This window comes from Paenibacillus oenotherae (assembly GCF_019443105.1).
In the GTDB taxonomy this organism is placed as follows: Bacteria; Bacillota; Bacilli; order Paenibacillales; family Paenibacillaceae; genus Paenibacillus_Z; species Paenibacillus_Z oenotherae.
Genome location: NZ_JAHZIJ010000001.1, coordinates 859,281 through 879,415, shown reverse-complemented (window position 1 = coordinate 879,415; position 20,135 = coordinate 859,281). Strand labels below are relative to the sequence as shown.

The following is a 20,135-nucleotide window of genomic DNA, read 5'->3' as shown; positions in this document are numbered from 1 at the left end:
ATGGACGATTGGAAAAGTATTAAAGTTGTTGGTGTGACAAAAATAGAAAGAGTTGTTGCTGAGTTTAATGTTTGGGCTATTCAAAAGCTACCATTTCCCAAATTCAAAGTGAAAATAAGGGAGATTAGTACAGGAGGATTCTCTGGTTCAACTAACGTTGCAGTTAAAGGTCTATTAGATAATGAACCGGATTGGATTACGGGTTTTGGTAATACAATATCTGAATCATTAGAAGATACGATAAAGTCTTTTTTTGAAACTATTGAAGGTATGGAAGAAGTTAGCCTATCAGAAGATGACTTTGTATGGTCAGACCCACATGATTTTTAGCATTAAGACCTTGAGGGGAGAAACCCCTTCAAGGTCTTTCTTTTTACCCCCACCCTATAAACATTGGAGGTTCTGGTGTAGAAGAATTATGGAGATATAATCAATCGGAAGAATTCAAATAATATCAACGATTATTGAATTATAAGTAATCTAATGACTTCATTGACCTTGGGGGCGTTAATCCTCAAGGTCTTTCTTTTACCCTACCCAGTGCCGAATGAATCGGGCGGCACGACCCGAAAGAACTTAACCCTCATTGCCCATGTATAATATTCCTCTAATATTCCTCTAATATGCCTGTACGCACATTCAATGCTTGCAAAATATAACCTTTTACCACAATCCTCTAACTTCGCAAAAGCCCCAATATTATCAGATACCACCGTATCTTGGAGCAGATTTAATTAGTTTTGGGGAATTAGGTCTGGTAACATGTTGCAATATCATTCTTACAGCTACAGGCATTTATTTGAGATATACTGGCGGTAGCTGATATAGTTGCCGCCTTCTTTCTTCCCTGAATCAAGTTTATAACTCCTAACGGGAGCAAAGCATCGAGACAACCGACAACCATCCATTCTTCTAGATGCAACTTATGTAACGGATTTAACTTCTTTCTTTTGTGCTTTAGGAGAGGCAATTAACGGTCCAGGTGGATATATTGGCTTCGATCCGATCCAGTGCCGAATGAATCGGGCGACTAAGACAAAAGTGAACTTTGAAGCAAAAACTACATACATAAACACGGTAGGGAGTTAAGGGGCTGGAGGGTGGTGTTTGAACATGAAATATCTGGTTCTGTTAGAAAAGCTCAATCCTTTTATTGAGGAAGAGGTTACTATTTATACTAATGATATCACTTTAACTGGATTTTCATCTGTATGCCCATATCCAATTGAGGTGGGCAAACACTACAAGGTAGAATTAGGGTTAACAATCTTGGATGAAATTAAAATAAAGAAGCTAGAGAAGCCAATAGAAGAGTTATATCAAATTAGTGATGGGCTTGCTTATTTGATTAGAGGAAAGCTAACGGGGAATAAATTGAACGCTGGTGTATTGTTTGAAGAGGATTTTCTTTTTGAATACTCACATCTTGATGGAGAGTACATTGAACTATATGTAGATCGGATTAGTGTGGAGTTTCTTTGATAATACTTGACCTTGGGAGGCGTCAATTCTCGAGGTCTTCTTTATACCCCGCCGATTGCAATGCTTCTTGGAAAGCTCTAGGAAAAATTCAGTTGGATATATTATTTTGGACTCAGTTCAGGTAGGCAGGCCATCATATAAATATTGATGAGGTGTGGGGCTATGTGGAATATCCAAGATCAAATTCTTACAGCTTCAAGCAAGTTGGAGATTGAAGTTAATATTTTAACTCTTGAAGAAAGAGAAGAAATAAAAAACAGTATTATGTTCAAATTTCTTGAAGACAATCAACTTCGTAAATTTCCGTTATTTGATAAAATAAAAGACTACGTAGGAGTAGAAATTGCTGACTCATGGATGTGGATTTCTGATTTTATTAATGAAAATACTGAAGTTTTATTTTTTAAGCCAGATGATGAAAGAGAGTACTATAGACTGAATAATGGAGAGAATTTGGTTTCAATAATTGGAGAACTCTTCAATGTGGAGTTCTATGTTACAAATCCATGTGCTGACTATTTACTAGGATACAACCATTCACAATGCTTGATTGCCACAGGAACAGCATCAGTATGGCTCGAGAATCATCAGGAGTACAAAAAAAGATATAATTAAGTAACTTGAATAGTGATGCATAGGTAAGAAAATTCAATAATTTCCAAACCTTAAAGTGGACTTTCTACTTTAAGGTCTTTTTTTTGCCCGAGCCAGTGCCGAGTAAATCGTGTGGCGCGACTCAACGGGAATAAGGTTGGCACAATTCAAAGCGGGGGAATTATATCGGTCCATTCTCCTACTGAAGGTGGCATGTATATTCCTAAACCTAGAAGATCACGGTGTAATGGAGCTGATTTTTGAAAATGGATAAAATATTTTATTACGTATCACAGACGAAGCCACTCTGAAAAAGGTAGGTTTATTTCACATGCCTTGCTTCTCTCGAAAAGCCGTCCTTATTAGAATCTGTAGTGAAGAATGCCGTAAATCCTACTGTACCATTCCTATCTTTCATAATACGGTCCGTCTGGCAGAAGAGAAGCTTAGAGCATCACGGATTTAGGTATTATAAAAGTTTCTAAAACTTATAATTATATACTACATTTGTTTTATTTTCATGTATAATAAATTGGATTTATTGTTAGTTATTATTGGAGAATAAGAAAATGGAGGGTATGAAGTTGAAAATCAAGCGGATGTTGCTCTTGCTTATAATTCTTGTTTTATCGTTTCAAACGCTCGCTTATGCGCAGCCTGATCTCTATGTCTACGATGAGAACAATAGACTGACGCAAATCGAGTTCGAGAAGGATGGGAAGCAGTACCGGACAAGCTATACATATGATCATAGCGGGAATATGGTGAATCAACTGACGAAGGAGATCACAGAGCGTACAAACGAACCGCTGGAGAAGTCTTTTGTCAAAGTAGGCAGCGGGGCTACTTCATCTTTTGGCATTCAGACTGATGGTTCGTTATGGGCATGGGGTGACAACAGATTCGGGCAACTAGGGCTTGGGGAGAATAAGATTAATTTGTTAAAGAGGACAATCCCTATATTGGTGGGAGGGATTACGGATGTCCAGGATGTATCCGGTGGGAAGGAGCATACCATTGCTCTCACAGAAGACGGAGCGGTCTGGTCATGGGGGATCAACGATTTCGGTCAATTAGGTAATGGTAGGACGGAGTTATCTGGTGCGCCAACCCAACTGACAAATATCGAGGCTATCATTGCGGTTGCCGCTGGAGATTATCATAATCTTGCTGTAAAGAGCGATGGAACGGTTTGGTCATGGGGAGATAACTCAGACGGCCAGCTAGGCGATGGCACCACAATTGATAGAAAAACTCCGGTTCAAGTGGGAGGACTAAGTGGGGTTGTGGCGGTAGCGGCAGGTGGAAATCACAGTCTGGCACTTAAAGAGGATGGAACCGTCTGGGCGTGGGGGGACAATAGCTCGGGCCAGTTGGGTAATGGCACGACCACCGATGCAAGCGTTCCGGTTCAGGTAACGGGACTAGGCCAAGCAAATTCGATAGCGGCAGGGAGCCACCATAATCTGGCGGTTCTTCGTGATGGAACTGTGTGGTCATGGGGAGAAAATAACTCAGGTCAATTGGGAAATGGAACAACGGCCAGTACAGGAGCGCCTGTTCAGATCATCGGTCTGGCAGCAGTTAGAGAGATAGAGGCCGGGGAGGCGCACAGCCTGGCCCTTATGAGTGATGGCACCGTCCGGACATGGGGGAAGAACAACAACGGTCAATTGGGTAACGCTTCAACGACAGGCAGCAGGACCCCTGTTGTAGCCAGCGGAATCGAAAAAGCTGTTGCGGCTGGAGCTGGAGATGGGCACAGCAGTGTAGTGACAAGCGACGGAAGTGTCTGGTCATGGGGAACAAACGAATTTGGTCAATTGGGTGACGGCAGCACTAGAAGCAAATCTCTTCCTGCAACTCCCCGGAAGTTCAATGATATCGTTGCCGTATCGATGCCGTCATTCATCTATGGAGAATCATTTGCTTTGCAAAGCAATGGAACGGTCTGGAAGGTTGGTTCCAATTCGCTGGATATAATTCCAGGGTTAACTGAAATCGTGGCAGTATCCGCTGGGAGTAGAGATAGTAATATGGCTTTGAAAAGTGATGGCACGGTCTGGTTCTGGAATTGGCGCACTACACCGATTCAGATTGCTGGTTTAAGTAGGATTATTGCTATATCATCTGGAGACGAGCATAGGATGGCACTCAAAAACGACGGTACAGTATGGACATGGGGAGATAATGAGTATGGTCAGCTAGGAGATGGGACGACAAGAGATCGGAGTGCTCCCATCCAGGTTGCTGGACTAACCGACGTAGTTGATATCGCGGCCGGAAGTAACTATAATCTTGCCGTGAAAAGTGACGGTACGGTCTGGTCGTGGGGAGGTAATTCAACAACACCGGTGCAAGTGTCTGGTTTAAACCATGTAGTGAAGGTATCTGCCGGGAATGGTCACAGAATGGTGATCAGAAATGACGGTACTGTTTGGACGTGGGGTTGGAATAGGGAGGGTCAACTAGGAGACGGTACGTTCACGGACAAACCAGAACCGGTACAAGTCGTTGGCATGAATGATGTTGTAGATATATCAGCTGGCTACAGCCACAGTATGGCGCTAAGGGGCGACGGCAGTTTGTGGGCATGGGGCAGTAATTTTTATAGTGAATTAGGTGACGGAGCAACAACAACCAGCAGCATCCCTGTTCAAGTTCTGAATTTGAATTCGGTTATCGCTATTGAAGCAGGGAATTACAAAAGTATGGCGGTCAAAAGTGATGGGACTTTATGGTCATGGGGCTATAATGGCTTTGAGAATACCCCATGGGGAACGACTCCCGGACAAGGAACGACTCCCGAACTGATAACGATCCCAGCTTCTATATCAGGTTTAAGCGAAGTGACGGATATAGCAACTGGAAATTATCATAGTATGGCATTGAAAAATGACCGTACGCTGGTGACATGGGGGTGGAATGGTAGTGGTCAACTGGGAGATGGAACAACTGACAATAAGGTAGATTTTGTCATTCCAGATATAAACGAAGTGGTCGATATAGCATCAGGAAGGTATCACAGTCTGGCTGTTACTAGTGACGGTAAGGTCTGGTCATGGGGAGAAAATTCAAAGGGTCAATTAGGTCGGGGATATCGTTGGGGAAGTCACCTTCCTGGTGTGGTTGTAGGTTTAAGCGGTGGAAGGGCAGTCGCGGCAAGGTATGACTATGGCATGGTGCTGAAAGATGACGGAACGGTCTGGACATGGGGAGCTAACGAGGGGGGACAACTGGGTAACGGAACGACAATCGACAGTTCCTCCCCCGTGCAAGCTCTCGGGATTACTGATGCCGTAGCCATTGCGGCAGGGCCTCAAAGCATAGCAGTTAAAAACGATGGCACAGTATGGACGTGGGGATATTATTATACTGGTTATTTCCCGGATAGCTTTAGAAGTCTGCCCGTTCAAGTAACAGAACTTGATGGCGTGCGTACTGTTGCAGTTGGATCTAGACACAGTATTGCACTTAAAAATGATGGCACGGTTTGGACATGGGGAGAAAATTCAAGGGGTCAATTGGGAGATGGTACATGGGAAAACAAGATTAATCCCGTTCAGGTGATAGGATTAAACTCCGTTATCGCTATAGCGGCTGGAAGTGGCCATAGTGTGGCTGTCAAAAGTGACGGCACGGTTTGGTCATGGGGATATAATGGGTCTGGTCAATTAGGAGACGGCACAACAACGAACAGAAATCAACCTGTTCGTGTCAAAAATCTGGACAAAGTTACTGCTGTAGTGGCCGGGGATTCTCATACTCTTGCGCTAAATAACGATGGAACGGTTCATAGCTGGGGGGATAATGAATGGGGTCAGCTTAACATTAAGGCACCAATTGCCGAAGTTAGTCTGGTCGAAGGCAGTTACGACAACCAACCACGGATTCATGTTACCGCCGCTCAAACCGATACCAGCATCTCTCTTAGTTGGCTGATGGACAAAGCGGAGGAAGGTGGGGTCGTCCGCTATCATATCTACAAAGGACTAGAACCTATCGGAGAAACGACAACCAAGCAGTTCGAAATCACCGGTCTTCAGCCTTCTACTAAATATGTATTCACAGTCAAAGCAGTAGATGCGGAGGGACGTGTAGTAGGCAAAAGCAACATGGTCAGCGTTCGCACTATGGCTGACATTACTGCACCAACAGCGCCAACCGGTTTGCAGTTGCTCAACACGATGGGCACCTATGCCGACCTGGCCTGGAACGCCAGTACCGATCAAGTGGGCATCATCGGCTATGAGGTTCTGATCGACAGTACCGTCAAAGGCACCTTCACCGAACCAAGTGGCATCATCACCGGTCTGGAAGCCAGCCGTGCCTATACCATCACTGTCCGCGCCTATGATGCGGCTGGTAACCGTTCGATGGAGAGTGCGCCGATCACCGTCACCCTGCTGCCGGATACCGAAGCTCCGACGACCCCTGTCGTGCAGGCCGAGCAGATTACCGAAAGCGGCGTAACCTTGCACTGGCAGCCAGCGACAGACAACGTAGATGTCGTCGCCTACGAAATCAAACAAAATCAAACCGTAGTCGCAACACGGCCCGAAACCAGCTTGGTCGTGACGGACTTGAAACCGAATACCGTCTACACCTTCGCTGTCACCGCCCTTGACGGATCGGGTAACCGTTCTGTGGCAGGAACTATACAGGTAACAACGTTAGCCGACAATACCGCGCCAAGCGTACCGACGGGTATTCAAATGAATAGCTACACCACGGACAGCATCAGCCTCACTTGGGAGGCTTCGACAGATAATACCGCAGTTGCGGGCTATGATATCTATCGGGATGGCGTGCTGGCAGGATCCAGCCTGCTGCCGACCTATGTCGTCGTCGGCTTGCAGCCAAACGTCACCTATGCCTTTACGATCAGGGCCAAAGATGCCGCAGGCCATCACTCGGCCTTCAGCGAGCCGTTCACGGCCCGCATCATCCCGGATGCCGAAGCGCCGTCCATCCCCAGCGGGCTGGAAGCCGACGTGCGCGGCGAACGGGAAGTGACGTTGCGCTGGCAGCCGTCTACGGACAATGTCGGTGTGGTGTCCTACACGATCCTTCGCAACAACGAAGAAGTAGGCACAACGAGCGTCGAAACCTTCACCGATATCAACTTGCAGCCGGGAACGGCCTACACCTATACTGTGCAGGCACAGGATATGGCAGGCAACCTGTCCCCGGTTAGCTCGGCTGTCACCGTCACCACACGCGGAGCAGGTGCACCCGATCAGGAAGCGCCGTCTATCCCGCAAAGCTTGGCGGTAGAAAACCGGACGGAGACCAGCCTTGACCTCGTCTGGCTGCCTTCGACCGACAATATCGGTGTAACCGGTTATGAAATTTACGATGGGACGACACTGCTTGGGACGAGCGCAACGAACCGCTTTACCGTCAGCCCGATCGACGCCAACACGGCCTATGCCTTCACTGTCCGCGCGCAGGATGCGGCGGGCAACTGGTCGGCATCCAGCTCGGCGCTGCATATTGGGGGCGAGGCGGCAGATACCGAAGCGCCAAGCTCCCCGGCGGACCTGACTGCAGCGGCGATCACCGACACAAGCGTGGAGCTGTCATGGACCGCCTCAACGGATAACATCGGCGTCACTGGCTATGACATTTACAACGGTAGCACGGTGGCGGGCAGCGTAAATGGTACGACTACGACCTTTACCGTCACGAACCTGACGGCAGGCATGCCATATACCTTCACCGTCAAAGCGAAGGATGCAGCGGGCAATAGCTCGGCGGAGAGTGATTCGCTCCACGTTACGACAACAACGGCGCCAAGCAACCCGAATCTGCTGCTTAACGGCGGCTTTGAAGCTTACACCGGAAGCGGCGGCGTGGCCGATAACTGGGTCAAATCCTTTACCGCCGGCGTTACGCAAGCCTTCCAGACCGTGGGCAGCCCGGTATTCGAAGGCGCTCAGGCGCAGCAGCTATCCGGTTCTGGCCTGGCAAACGGGGACAACGTCAAAATTCACCAGATCGCCGCCATCGAGCCAAACGCACCGTACACCGTCAGCGGCCAGTTCAACGTGGACAGCTTGACGGCGTCCAAGGTGCAGCTCTATGTCGATTTTCTGGATGTAAGCAACGCCATCGTTGGAACAGCGCGCGTGGAGCAACTGAGCCCGACAAGCGGCTATATCACCTTGGAGAAATCCGGCGTCACCCCGTCAGCGGCGGTCAAAACGAAAGTTTATGCGATCCTTCGGGGAACCGGAGCCGGTGGCGCGGGCAGCTTTATTGTGGATGATATGCGTTTCATCCAAGCGATGCCGTCAGGCGACACCGAGGCGCCAAGCGCTCCGGCGGGCCTGACCGCAGTGGCCGTCACCGAAACGACCGTGGACCTGTCATGGACAGTCTCGACCGACAACACCGGAGTAACCGGCTATGACATTTACAACGGCAGTACGGTGGTCGGCAGTGTGAATGGCACGACAACGACCTTTACCGTCACGAACCTGACGGCAGGCACGTCATACACCTTCACCGTCAAAGCGAAGGATGCGGCGGGGAATAGCTCAGCGGCGAACACGCCGCTGAGCGTCACGACAACGATAGCGCCAAGCAGTCCTAATCTGCTGCTCAACGGCGGATTTGAAACCTATACCGGAAGCGGCGGCGTGGCCGACAACTGGATCAAATCCTTTACGGCCGGGGTCACGCAAGCTTTCCAGACCGTTAACAACCCGGTATTCGAAGGCGTTCAGGCACAGAAGCTATCCGGCTCCGGCCTGGCAAGCGGTGACAACGTTAAAATCCATCAGATCACGGCCATCGAACCGAACGTACCGTACACCGTCAGCGGCCAGTTCAACGTGGATAGCTTGACGGCGGCCAAAGTTCAGCTCTATGTCGATTTTCTGGATGCAAGCAACGCCATCGTCGGAACCGCCCGCGCGGAGCAGTTAAGCCCGACAACCGGCTATATCACTTTGGAGAAGTCCGGTGTTACTCCGATAGCGGCGGCCAAAGCCAAAGTCTATGCCATCCTCCGGGGAACCGGCGCAGGCGGCACGGGCAGCTTCGAGGTAGATGCGATGAGCTTTACGCAAAGCCCCGCTGACCCTCAGGCGTTCAACGCTCCTCACGGGGCGGCTGCATCCTATGTTATCTTCCGTCCTTTCTGGCGGATGCCCGCCGCTTTTGGCGATAACGGGGTTTCAACCCCCTTCGCAGGCTGGTTGCTTGGATCTACCCATACTTGAGATCGATTTCGTTTGAATTGATGAATACATCCAACCCTATCGAATCGGAGGAAGCAGGACGATGAAGCTGCTTTCTCCTCAATGGAGGCTTATTATGTTCAGAAGAATTACACTTCTCATACTCGCCGTCACGCTGCTCGTTCCTTCCTTTGCCGAAACGGCTGACGCCCAAGGGAAGGCGGCGGAACAGCAGCAGATGCCTGGAAAGCCGATCCAGCCCGTGGAGGATACGACGAAGAAACGAACGGCCAAGCCGAAAAAAGAGGCCGCTCCCCAGCCGGAATCCCGGATGAAAAAGGGGGATACCCTGCAAGCGTTCGAAGCCAGCGTAGGCAGGAAGGATCTGCTGAAAAAAGAAGAGCTGCTGCCTTCCGAGCGCGCGGCTGCCATCGGGAAGCTGCCGGTCAAGATGAAACAAATCGTGGCCTACTTCTATCCCGAGTGGCTGAGCGAGTTGCAAGACAGCGAGAAGCTGACCATCCTGGGCTGGGAAACGAAGCAAGTGAACGAAGCGATCAGCTCCCTAACTGCCGCCCAGCTCAAGCAGCTCGAAGCGGTTGCGCCCATTGCGACCGAGCATCGGGATTTTCACCAGAACAAGCCGACCTACAAAGCTAAACATGCACCCCTGTACGAGCCAACCGAAGAGGAGGAGAACGGCAAATCCAACCAAGCGGCAGCATCGAAAAAGCGGACAAACAAAAGCAGCGTCACTACTCTCTCCGCTCAGGCCAACGATAAATATGTGTACAGCCCGTTTACGAATGAGTACAGCTACCGGGTCAACACCGATCAACTGGTCGATCCGCTGTACCGGACGGCGAATCAGGCGATCACCGATCTGTCCTTATCCGGGAAGACGGGACTGGAAATACACCTCGTCCGCTCGTATAACTCGCTGGACAGCAACATTTTGGAGCCGCAATACATTAGCAAAAACCTGTTCGGCGGGGAAAACGGAGGCGAGGGCAATCGTGGCAACTTCGGCGAGAAGCCGGATCAGCCGTACCGGACCGGCTTTATCGCGACCGGCTGGCATTTGAACCTGCCTTATGCTCATGCCGAGCCGATCACCGAAGAAGTGAAAGCGACAACCGTCGCCTGCTCGTCGACCAACAATCCGTGCCAAACGGGGGATACTGTCAATGTGCAGACGAGCGGCTATCAAACGACCTATGCGAAGGGTCTGCTGGAGAGCTTTTACCTGAAAGTCGCCTTTACTTTGGATGACGGCAGCACGATCGAATTCCGCAACTGGGAGCCTTACCGCTACCCGTACAAGGATGCCTCCTATACCATCGATGCGGAGGGTAACTATGTGCTGGCCGTGCAAGGTGGCTGGCTGACCTATACCTTCTCGCCTGACGGACGTATTTTGAAAAAAACGAATGCCTTCGGCGAATCGGTCGCCTATGCCTATCCCGAAGGAAGCGCCAATATTATCATCACCGACTCCTACGGTCGGACCATTACGCTGTTCCGTACACGGGATACCTCTCTGTCAAGCACCGCTGACAAGTGGGTTGTCACGGGTTTTGAAGTGCGCGAGGGCGGCGTCGTCACGAAAAAAATCCACTACGATGTGACGCGCGCCGCAGCGGATCTGATCATCCGGACCTGGACCGAAAATAACGGCGCCGTCGGCGTCATCGATAAGCATGTCGGCTATTGGCAGTTGGACCGGGTGCGGGATGTGACGGCAGGCAATCATACGCTGGAATCGTATACCTATTACCCGGTCGACAGCACGAAAATGGCTGACTTCAACTTCAAGCCCGACGGCGTCACCTACCGCTCCGACGCACAGGGCGCGCCGGTCACGGGTACCTGCGGCGATCCGCTCAAAACCTGCTTTGGACAAGCCTGGAGCTGGGGAGACGGCCAACTGGCGGAAATGGGCGATGTCGTGCAGCAGAACGGAGAGCGCTACGGAGAAATCGCCTACCTACTGCTGAACAAAGTGAATACCTATAACGGACTGACCGTGAAATTCAACTACCAGAACTACAACGCTGGCTGGGGGATGAATACGAATCTGACCCAGCGCGAGCAATACCGGGGCACGACAAGGCTCTATCAGGATAAGCATGCCCTGCAATATTTCGGCTATCATGCGGTGGAACGGGTCGATTACCTGTACCAGCAGGATGGTGCGACAAGGCTGCTGTCCGATTACTACACGAACGAGCATCCCGATCATGGCTGGCAGTTCAACGAATATTGGAAAGTGCCCAAGCAGGAGCTGCCGCGCCTGAAGATCAGCTCCCGGTTTGGAGACAAGCAGACGCTGCGACAAGATCGTCAGCAGGGAGAGTCAACCGAAACCGCCTATGTGCAGTACCGCATCGAGCCGCAGGCAGCGGGCTACTTGTTAACCTACAGTTGGAAGCAGCCGTGGAACTATTTGCAGTGGGCAGGGACTGTATCAGGCGGCACCTATACGAACAAAGACCATGTGCTGACCGCCTATGAATACCCGATGGCCGCCAATCCTGCGATTGAACTCCGGCTCTCACAGCCAAGCAAAGTGTACAGCTATGCAGGCAATGTGACGGACAACCAGAATCCGCCCCTTTACAAGACGACGGACCTGATACAGCAGACGAGCTATGATGACTGGGGGCAGCCGCTGACCGTCAAGGATGCGCTGGGCACCACGACGACGATGGAATATGGGGGACCTTTCCACCAAGTTAGTCGTCAAACGACACGCAGCACTGATCAGAAGACGACTGTGACGACGGAGACGGCGTATTACGCTGCCGGACATGCGTACGAGTTTCTGCCGAACACCGTCACGCAGGATCAGCAGTATCCGAACCCGGCCAATCCCGCCGAACAGCAGCGTGAGAGGGTTACGAAAGCTTTTACCGCCTATACGACGGATCATCAGGTGGCTGCTGTGGAAGAGCGGGCAGAAGGCAGCGTGAATACGGATAGCAGCACGATGAAAAGCATCTTTGCCTATACACCCAAAGGGCAGCTGAAACAGGAGACGATCGGGGTTCGTTTGCAGGAAAATGAGCCGCCGTCGCCGGTGACGGTATCGTACCAGTACGACGCAGCCGGGCGCTTGCAGCAGGAGAGCTACCCGGATGGGGGCGAAGCGCAGTATACGTACGATCATCTGGACCGCGTCCGCTCCAGCACCTTTATCCCGGGAGACGGCGAAAGCGCGGCGCAGGCGTATACGATCCAGTATGACGATGCCAGCCGGAAAGTCGCAGTTACGACGCCGGACGGGGAGCTGCTGGAATCCTTCTATTCGCCTTTTGGTCTGGCGCTGAAACAGCAGCGGACCGTGAACGGCACGACCCGGGTGACGACGAAGAACGAAAGCAGTGACGGCCAGCAGGTGCGGGCGAGCTTGCCTTATGGGGAAAGCGCCTTGCAGACCGCGTACACCTATGATTCCAGCGGCAGGCCGAAAACAGCTACAGACAGCATCGGTCAAGTGACCAGCTACGCGTATTCGAACGGGTTGCAGACGGGCAGCGCCTTCGAAATGAAAGAGACGGTGGAGGTCAGCTATCCCGATGGCAAAACCGAAACGAGCTTTTATAACCGTGTCGGACAGCTCGAACGTTTGCTGGAGAGCAGCGCTTCGCAGACGCGCACGACCACGTTTACCTATTCACCGGCAGGTGAGCTGGCACGCAAGGAGGTCAAGGCGCTGGGGAGCAGCGGCAGCGAGCAGACGGAGGCGACGCAGTACCGCTATGACGCGCGCGGAAACTTGACCTTGGTGCAGGATGCGGCAGGCCACAAAACCCAGTATGTATACAACCATCAGGGTCAAGTCATCATGACCTTGGTAAACGGCAAGCTGCAGAGCCAGAAAAGCTACAATGAACTGGGCTGGCAGTTGACCGGTCTGGATGGGGACGGCAAAACGGAAACGTTCACGTATAACAGCAGTGGATTATTGACCGCCATGACAGATAGGAACGGGCGGACGAAGACCTATACTTATACGCCCTATATGGAACCGAGCCGGTTATCGGTATCCGATGGAAGCAGTGAAATCTACTGGCAGGAAAATGACTATGCGCCGACAACGCGGTTGCTCACGCAGACGCGCACCAGCGAGAATGAAACATTAACGTACGGGTACGATGAATGGAAACGTCCTCGCACGCAACAAGTAGCTGGACGAACGTACACGTTCCGCTATGACGCCTATGATCGGCTGCAAGGGATCCAGTTCCCGGATCAGCAGGAGCAGGTGTATACGTATGATGCGCTAAGCAGGATCGCGTCGGTGCAATACCCCGGCATGAATACGGTGAACTATACGTATACAAGAGGCGCGGATAACAATGGCTATACCGTGGCCTATAGCAGCAGCTTGCAGCAAACCTTTACCCGCAATGCGTTTGGGGAAATGAAGCGTACCGAGCATGAGAACGCTAGCGCGTCCGGCAGGGTGGAGACATATACCCATGACGGATTTTCCAACATCACCTCGCTGACGGAGACGATCGGAACGGCATCGAAGTCCTCCAGCTTCCGTTACGATCTGCTGAACCGGATTCAGAAGGAAGTGACGTCGGAGGGGACAAGCGAGTACGGCTATGACGGGAAAGGCAATCGGGTGACGAATGCAACGACGCAGCCTTCGCGTCTGCCAATGGGCGAGCGGAAGCTGACGTACAATGCGATGGATATGCTAAGCAACTTTGAGCAGACGGGCATCCCGACGGGGACGGCCCAAGCTTCGTATACGTATTACGGCGACGGACTTCGGGCGACGAAGACGGTGAACGGGACGCTGACGCGTTATGTGTATGTGAACGGCCGTGTAATCGAGGAACTCGATAGCAGCGGTAATGTAAAGGCGAGGAACATCTGGGGCAACGAGCTGCTGTGGCGGCAGGACAAGGCGTCGAATAAGGCTGGCTATTACTGGTATAATGGACATGGCGATGTGGTGCAGATCAAGGATGCCAGTGGGACCGAGATCAACCGCTACGCTTATGACATCTGGGGCAATGTAACCGAGAAGAGCGAAGGGATGAGCAATCCGTTCCGCTACACCGGGGAAATCCAGGATGATGAGTCGGGGTACATTTATCTGCGGGCGCGGTATTATGACCCTTCGATGGGGCGGTTTATTAATGAGGATACGTATAAGGGGCGAGTGAATAACCCACTGAGCCAGAATTTATATACGTATGTGCATAATAATCCGTTGATTAACGTGGACCCCACAGGAAACTATTGCGTTTCTAATAATGGGAATTGGGCGCACGCGGGTGAATGCGGATCAGAAGACTCGATTTATATGGGAGCAGATTCTGTGTACGCAGGTAGACCACACATCCAAAATGGTATTGTAATGGGGGATATATTAGCTACTGGTAAGGTAGCTTGGTCATCGACTCATGACAGTGGTAATTATTGGAATCTATACCCGGATGACTATTCGTATATCAGGTGGCTTGCAGGGGATAACGATTATTACTACGGTCTTGATAGAGATACTCAATTAAGACTTCGGCAACGTCTACTTTCAGGCTATATGAATGAGCAGATCAGTGCGGGGTTTCCTGATTTTTGGGATGGAGTTTTGTGGGGGATCACTCTAACTTCACTTGGAAAAAAGAATAAAGAAACTAAGGGGACGGGTAAAGTCCCAGGCATGCCTCCTATTGTTCAATCCCGGATAAATATCAGTAATGCTGGGTGGAAGCATGTTGTTGATAGACATTTTTCTAATAAGAATGCTTCTCAATTCACCATATCTCAGAAGGAGCTTCGTTCAATGCTTTCCAGTAAAGATATAGTAAACTCACCAGTCATCAGGAGTATGGATAGTGCCGATGGAATTCGATATGTAAGAGAGGTTACTTTAAATAAGTCTATCGGACTTGATAAATTCAATGATTTCAAACCGACTTCCACAATGACAATCCTGACTGATAAGCATGGGAATTTAATTACAGCAACACCCGGAATAATAAAATAACCTAAAAAGGGAGGGAGAACCGTGAAACTAATTGGGAGTAAGTTGGAACAAGAACTAAGGGAACAACTTATTAAATCCAATCAATCATTATTTAAGAGTGAGGAAAAAAGAAGACTACTGGAAGTGATAAGAAATTCATTTTCAGAAATGAAAACAGCGTACATTGTTAACTGGATACCCGAACAGGGTGAGGATATTTATAAGGTATTAATTAATGATGCTATTATTGCAGGGATTGAGTTAGATCGTAATAGCGATGAAGTTGAGCCTATTGTTGAATTTGAAAATGTTCCCCAATACTTACATGGCCTCAGTAAACAGAATCAAATTAAGTTAGCGGTTGCTCTTGATTTAGCGAAGCAAGAACTGAAGAATATTGAATGACTAACACCAAAGTTACCTTGATTGGCTTGCTGCCTTTCAAGGTTTCTTTTTCGACCTAAGATTATGTCCACCTGCCGCGCACCACCCATTAATCGGGCAGGTCGAACAAGGCTGGTTATTACTGGTATAATGAACATGGCGATATGGTACAGATCACGGATGCCAGCGGGACCGAGATCAACCGCTATGCTTATGACATCTGGGGCAATGTAACCGAGGTACATCTATCTGCGTGCGTGGTACTATGACCCTTCGATAGGGCGGTTTATTAATGAGGATACGTATAAGGGGCGAGTGAATAACCCACTGAGCCAGAATTTATATACGTATGTGCATAATAATCCGTTGATTATCGTGGACCCCACAGGAAACTATTGCGTTTCTAATAATGGGAATTGGGCGCACGCGGGTGAATGCGGGTCAGAAGGCTCGATTTATATGGGAGCAGATTCTGTGTACGCAGGCAGACCATTCATCCAAAATGGTATTGTAGTGGGGGGAATATTAGCTACTGGTAAGGTAGCTTGGTCATCGACTTATGACAAAGGTAATTATTGGAATTTACACCCGAATGACTATTCGTATATCAGGTGGCTTGCAGGGGATAACGATTATTACTACGGTCTTGATAGAGATACTCAATTAAGACTTCGGCAACGTCTACTTTCAGGCTATATGAATGAGCAGATCAGTGCGGGGTTTCCTGATTTTTGGGATGGAGTTTTGTGGGGGATCACTCTAACTTCATTTGGAAAAAAGAATAAAGCAACTACGGGTACGAGTAAACTAGTAAATTCAAATAATCCGAATGATTATCTAAATGCTGCTTTAAAAAGACAAAATTTAAATAAAGCACCAAATAATTTTAAAGAAAAATGGTCTCAAGATGGTTTTGACTATGAAGTAAGGATACACGCTGCAGACCTAAGTTATGATAAAACAGGGAGTATTTATAGGGTATCTAGGAGACAGCAGGGCATGAAGCCAGGCTCTAATCAGGGTTATGGATGGGAATATTTAGGTAGTGATGGGAAATGGTATCATACAAGTGTTTTGAAGTCTGGTAATGATACCGCTGCAAAACAACTCATATACAATTAAAATGAGGGATAAAATGAATATAGAAGAAGTAAAACTAGTTGTCCAAGAAATTAATGATTTTATTAGTAGTGGTTTATGGTTTGATTTTGAAATAAAAAAATATTTTGATGGCGAACTTTCTTTATATGGCGGATTAAGTTTAAGTCATCCAGATATTGAAATAAAATTTAAGGATATATTTTTCATATCTCTTCCAATGATATGGAAAACAGACACGAAAGAAACAATCTTAAATGTGCTTGAGGGAGAGGATGAAAAAGAAACTAGTGAAAAGTTTCAGGTTGAGTATTTGCATTATATTTTTAAATTTACCCCTGAAGATTATCCAAGTGATTTTGGTTGCTTAATTGCAGCGAAAGAAATATCATATAACTTTTTAAAAGCATAATGAGTCAGCCCAAGCGAGGTGTAGAGATGGTTCGCTTGGGCATTTATTATAGCTGTTTGTACTGCAAATTTAAATTAAAACTATTGATGGTAAATAGACACGTGAGGGGGGGACCTAGTGCCGAACAAACCTCTCGTTATCTACAAAATAAAGATTACCCTTTCCAACGACTGGTAAACCGAATTCCTCAATAGACTTTTACGATTAGAAAGGTACACTGACGTAGAGAAGATATTACGACGAAAACGGGCGAGCTATAGAAGACATTGATTATGAACACTCAAATGGAGACAATAGCCATGAATTCCCTCATAGACATACTTGGGATTGGACTAGTGGTTCTCCAAAAAGAAGCAAATAATGTATCTCATTTATGATAGGGGGTTGAGGAAAAATGCTAAATATTCATGACAATGAAATTGTTTCCTATGAAGTTGATTTTCGTGAATCTAGAATTACAATTCTAACATTAGATGGTAACGAGGATTCAGTTACCACCAATATCGAGTTTACTGATGTCCTGGCTCATATGTTTGAAACACAATTACAGGGAAGTATTATTTTTGATATCAGCACATTTGAAGTAAGCCGATTTCTCAAAAGTAACAAGGAACTGTTGGAGAAACAGAAGAACTACGGGTGGCCAATGCATTATGAAAAAGCAGAGGATTTGCTTGAACATTTACAAAATGAAAAGTACAACTATTATGTGATTTCAGCTTCGTATGGTCTTAATGGGTGGGTAATCGCTAAAGGATATAAAGTTTATAATTAGTGGTGATGTTTAACTTGGCCTTGGGGGCGGTAAAGCCTCAAGGTCTTTCTTGTGCCCTACCCATAGCTTTGTTCCGAGAAGAGATCTTTTCTAGACTAAACACTCCGGAGAAGAATATACACCCCTTAGAATGGACATGGGCTAAACCGTTGGTTTAATCGATGAAATTCTAGGGGGTGTATTTTTTTATGCCAGCAATAAGGACAGAATTTTAAACGGTCCGAACCGCCCTATCCCTAAGCGGCAACGTCACGCTTAGTGAACAGCAGCCATGCAACAAATTGGAACACCAGATAATAACCAATGAGCATCATAATGGAGAATGACAGCGTCATGTCTGGTCGGATCGGCGAGGCGCCTGCGAGATACTGAGTCAGATCGATGTTGGCGAAGAGCAAGTACTTCACCCAGCTGTATTCGCTCAGTAGTGCTGTCAGCGTAGTGCCAACGAGCATGAACAGGAGCGAGAAGGCGATAGCCATCGAAGAGCTGCGAAACGCGGCAGAGATCATAAAGGCCATCATTACATACAGGATCAGCGACACGATTGCGAAGCCGTATTTTTGCAAAGCATGCACAATCATGGAGCTCTCCTGGACAACATTGTCCGCATCAATGGACAGATACGGCTGGTTCACACCGCTAAAGCCTTCCAATATGCCTCCAGCGGCAAAGGCGGCCGCAAAGCATATCAGCAGCAGCAGCAGCGCGAAGCCCATTGTGGCTACATATTTGCTCACCAAGATTTTGGTTCGCGATGCAGGTCCGACAAGAAGCAGCTTAATCGTGCCCCAAGAGAATTCGGCGGCGATCATGTCCGCAGCGATAATGACTGTCAATAGTGTGACGAGTATGGTCAAGGAAGCCGAGTTGTTCACATAGTCCCACAGTTGAAGATCGTTCGGATTGATGTCATGCTCCAAATAATATTCGTTGAGCTTGATCTGTTCAGTTAAGTATGCTTTGTGATCCGGATTGAGATCTTTAATTTCCACTAGTTGTTTTTGTATGTGGGCGTTTTCCTGTGTTAAGTTTTGCTCCCAATTGGGCTGATTATCCTCACGCTCATCCCATTTCATCATTCCGCTAAGCAGCGCAACGGTTAGGATAAGAAAAGCAATCATGACCCACGTCCGGGGACGGCGATAAATTTTCATGTTTTCATTGCGAATAAGCATTGATAGACTAGACAACCATCTCACCTCCTGTAATTTCGAGGAATTGTTCTTCCAACGATTTCTGCACGGCATGAATGCCGTATATTTCGATTTCGGCGGTTACGAGAAGCTTGGCGATGCTCGGGATGGCTGTTTTATCCGCCATAAGCTCGAGTTGGTTTCCGGATACGGATACCCTTGACGAATCGAACATGGAGACGAGCAGGGTCTGGGCGGCAGGAATGTCATCGGCTTCGATGATGATTTTCGTCTGCGCAGTATCTCGGGTTTCCTGCAAGGAACGAATATCGACGAGCTTGCCCCCCTGGATGATGGCGACTCGATCGCACATGAGCTCCATCTCGGACAAGAGATGGGAGGAGACGATGACCGAAATGCCTTCTTCGCGGGTCAGCCTGCGCAAGTAATCACGCAGCTCGCGAATGCCCGCTGGATCAAGGCCGTTGGTCGGCTCATCTAGAATGAGCAGAGATGGGCGATGCAGAATCGCCTGCGCAACCCCAAGGCGCTGCCTCATGCCAAGGGAGTAACGCTTGACCTTCTCATGGATGCGGTTCTGAAGCCCAAGCATGTTGATGACTTCATTGATCCGCTCCTTTGTAATGCCGCTGTGACGACGTGCGAAATGAATCAAGTTCTGGTATCCGGTCAGAAATTTATACATTTCCGGATTCTCGACAATAGCCCCGACGTGGGTCATTGCCAGTTCAAAATGATTGCGGACGGAAACGCCCTTAATGATCGCTTCACCCTTCGTCATGGAGATCAAACCGACGATCATGCGAATGGTCGTTGTTTTGCCTGCGCCATTCGGCCCTAGAAATCCGAATACTTCCCCTGCGGGAATATCGAAGGTAAGATCATTGACGATCGTGCGAGTGCCTATTTTTTTGGTAAGGTTGCGAAGCTGCAACACGGCTTCTGTTGTCATGCTAATTAAACCTCCTGGAATTTGTTCTACAACAGAACTATACCGGAAGTGCGCATAGCGCAAAATAGACCTTCGATCAGGTTTTTTCCCCTGCTTAGGTCGAGG

At 48.7% G+C, this 20,135-nt stretch carries 11 protein-coding genes and 1 pseudogene; 10 read left to right on the top strand and 2 right to left on the bottom strand.

Going from position 1 to position 20,135, the window contains the following annotated elements; translation table 11 throughout:
- The 10 genes and pseudogenes from K0T92_RS03885 to K0T92_RS03810 all read left to right on the top strand — a co-directional run bounded on the left by K0T92_RS03885 (nucleotide 1) and on the right by K0T92_RS03810 (nucleotide 17,921).
- A complete protein-coding gene (locus tag K0T92_RS03885) occupies nucleotides 1–330 on the top strand; it encodes a hypothetical protein (protein WP_219871061.1) in 330 nt (109 codons plus the stop codon).
- A gap of 783 nt (nucleotides 331–1,113) precedes the next feature.
- Nucleotides 1,114–1,482 (top strand): hypothetical protein, encoded by a 369-nt coding sequence (locus tag K0T92_RS03880; RefSeq protein WP_219871060.1) that lies wholly within the window; start codon nucleotides 1,114–1,116, stop codon nucleotides 1,480–1,482.
- 162 nt (nucleotides 1,483–1,644) lie between these two features.
- The gene (locus K0T92_RS03875; protein WP_219871059.1) at nucleotides 1,645–2,097 is read left to right on the top strand and encodes a hypothetical protein; all 453 of its coding nucleotides are present in this window, start codon (nucleotides 1,645–1,647) and stop codon (nucleotides 2,095–2,097) included.
- Nucleotides 2,098–2,645: 548 nt separating this feature from the next.
- Nucleotides 2,646–9,305: an RCC1 domain-containing protein gene (locus tag K0T92_RS24825; protein WP_246627816.1), complete on the top strand. Its 6,660-nt coding sequence runs from the start codon at nucleotides 2,646–2,648 to the stop codon at nucleotides 9,303–9,305.
- A 94-nt stretch (nucleotides 9,306–9,399) separates the two neighbouring features.
- Nucleotides 9,400–15,273, top strand: coding sequence for an RHS repeat domain-containing protein (locus K0T92_RS03830; protein ID WP_219871058.1), 5,874 nt, complete (start codon nucleotides 9,400–9,402; stop codon nucleotides 15,271–15,273).
- Nucleotides 15,274–15,294: 21 nt separating this feature from the next.
- The gene (locus K0T92_RS03825; protein WP_219871057.1) at nucleotides 15,295–15,657 is read left to right on the top strand and encodes a hypothetical protein; all 363 of its coding nucleotides are present in this window, start codon (nucleotides 15,295–15,297) and stop codon (nucleotides 15,655–15,657) included.
- Nucleotides 15,658–15,879: 222 nt separating this feature from the next.
- Nucleotides 15,880–15,966, top strand: a pseudogene (locus K0T92_RS24815) (hypothetical protein); the annotation flags it as partial.
- Between the two features lie 129 nt (nucleotides 15,967–16,095).
- Nucleotides 16,096–16,758, top strand: a complete 663-nt coding sequence (locus K0T92_RS03820; RefSeq protein WP_246627814.1) for a hypothetical protein — start codon at nucleotides 16,096–16,098, stop codon at nucleotides 16,756–16,758.
- A gap of 13 nt (nucleotides 16,759–16,771) precedes the next feature.
- Nucleotides 16,772–17,146: a hypothetical protein gene (locus tag K0T92_RS03815; protein ID WP_219871056.1), complete on the top strand. Its 375-nt coding sequence runs from the start codon at nucleotides 16,772–16,774 to the stop codon at nucleotides 17,144–17,146.
- Between the two features lie 394 nt (nucleotides 17,147–17,540).
- The gene (locus K0T92_RS03810) at nucleotides 17,541–17,921 is read left to right on the top strand and encodes a hypothetical protein (RefSeq protein WP_219871055.1); all 381 of its coding nucleotides are present in this window, start codon (nucleotides 17,541–17,543) and stop codon (nucleotides 17,919–17,921) included.
- Nucleotides 17,922–18,157: 236 nt separating this feature from the next.
- On the opposite strand, the gene K0T92_RS03805 is transcribed toward K0T92_RS03810, so the two are convergent.
- The gene (locus K0T92_RS03805) at nucleotides 18,158–19,114 is read right to left on the bottom strand and encodes an ABC transporter permease (protein ID WP_219871054.1); all 957 of its coding nucleotides are present in this window, start codon (nucleotides 19,112–19,114) and stop codon (nucleotides 18,158–18,160) included.
- Nucleotides 19,107–20,030: an ABC transporter ATP-binding protein gene (locus tag K0T92_RS03800; protein ID WP_219871053.1), complete on the bottom strand. Its 924-nt coding sequence runs from the start codon at nucleotides 20,028–20,030 to the stop codon at nucleotides 19,107–19,109. Before K0T92_RS03800 ends, K0T92_RS03805 begins: the two co-directional genes overlap by 8 nt.
- Nucleotides 20,031–20,135 lie beyond the last annotated feature (105 nt).

Bases quoted from the DNA above. Each gene is read 5' to 3' on its own strand.
- K0T92_RS03875 (WP_219871059.1), top strand. From the start codon at position 1,645: ATGTGGAATATCCAAGATCAAATTCTTACAGCTTCAAGCAAGTTGGAG.
- K0T92_RS03830 (WP_219871058.1), top strand. From the start codon at position 9,400: ATGTTCAGAAGAATTACACTTCTCATACTCGCCGTCACGCTGCTCGTT.
- K0T92_RS03800 (WP_219871053.1), bottom strand. From the start codon at position 20,030: ATGACAACAGAAGCCGTGTTGCAGCTTCGCAACCTTACCAAAAAAATA.
- K0T92_RS03885 (WP_219871061.1), top strand. From the start codon at position 1: ATGGACGATTGGAAAAGTATTAAAGTTGTTGGTGTGACAAAAATAGAA.
- K0T92_RS03880 (WP_219871060.1), top strand. From the start codon at position 1,114: ATGAAATATCTGGTTCTGTTAGAAAAGCTCAATCCTTTTATTGAGGAA.
- K0T92_RS03820 (WP_246627814.1), top strand. From the start codon at position 16,096: ATGGGAGCAGATTCTGTGTACGCAGGCAGACCATTCATCCAAAATGGT.
- K0T92_RS03810 (WP_219871055.1), top strand. From the start codon at position 17,541: ATGCTAAATATTCATGACAATGAAATTGTTTCCTATGAAGTTGATTTT.
- K0T92_RS03815 (WP_219871056.1), top strand. From the start codon at position 16,772: ATGAATATAGAAGAAGTAAAACTAGTTGTCCAAGAAATTAATGATTTT.
- K0T92_RS24825 (WP_246627816.1), top strand. From the start codon at position 2,646: ATGGAGGGTATGAAGTTGAAAATCAAGCGGATGTTGCTCTTGCTTATA.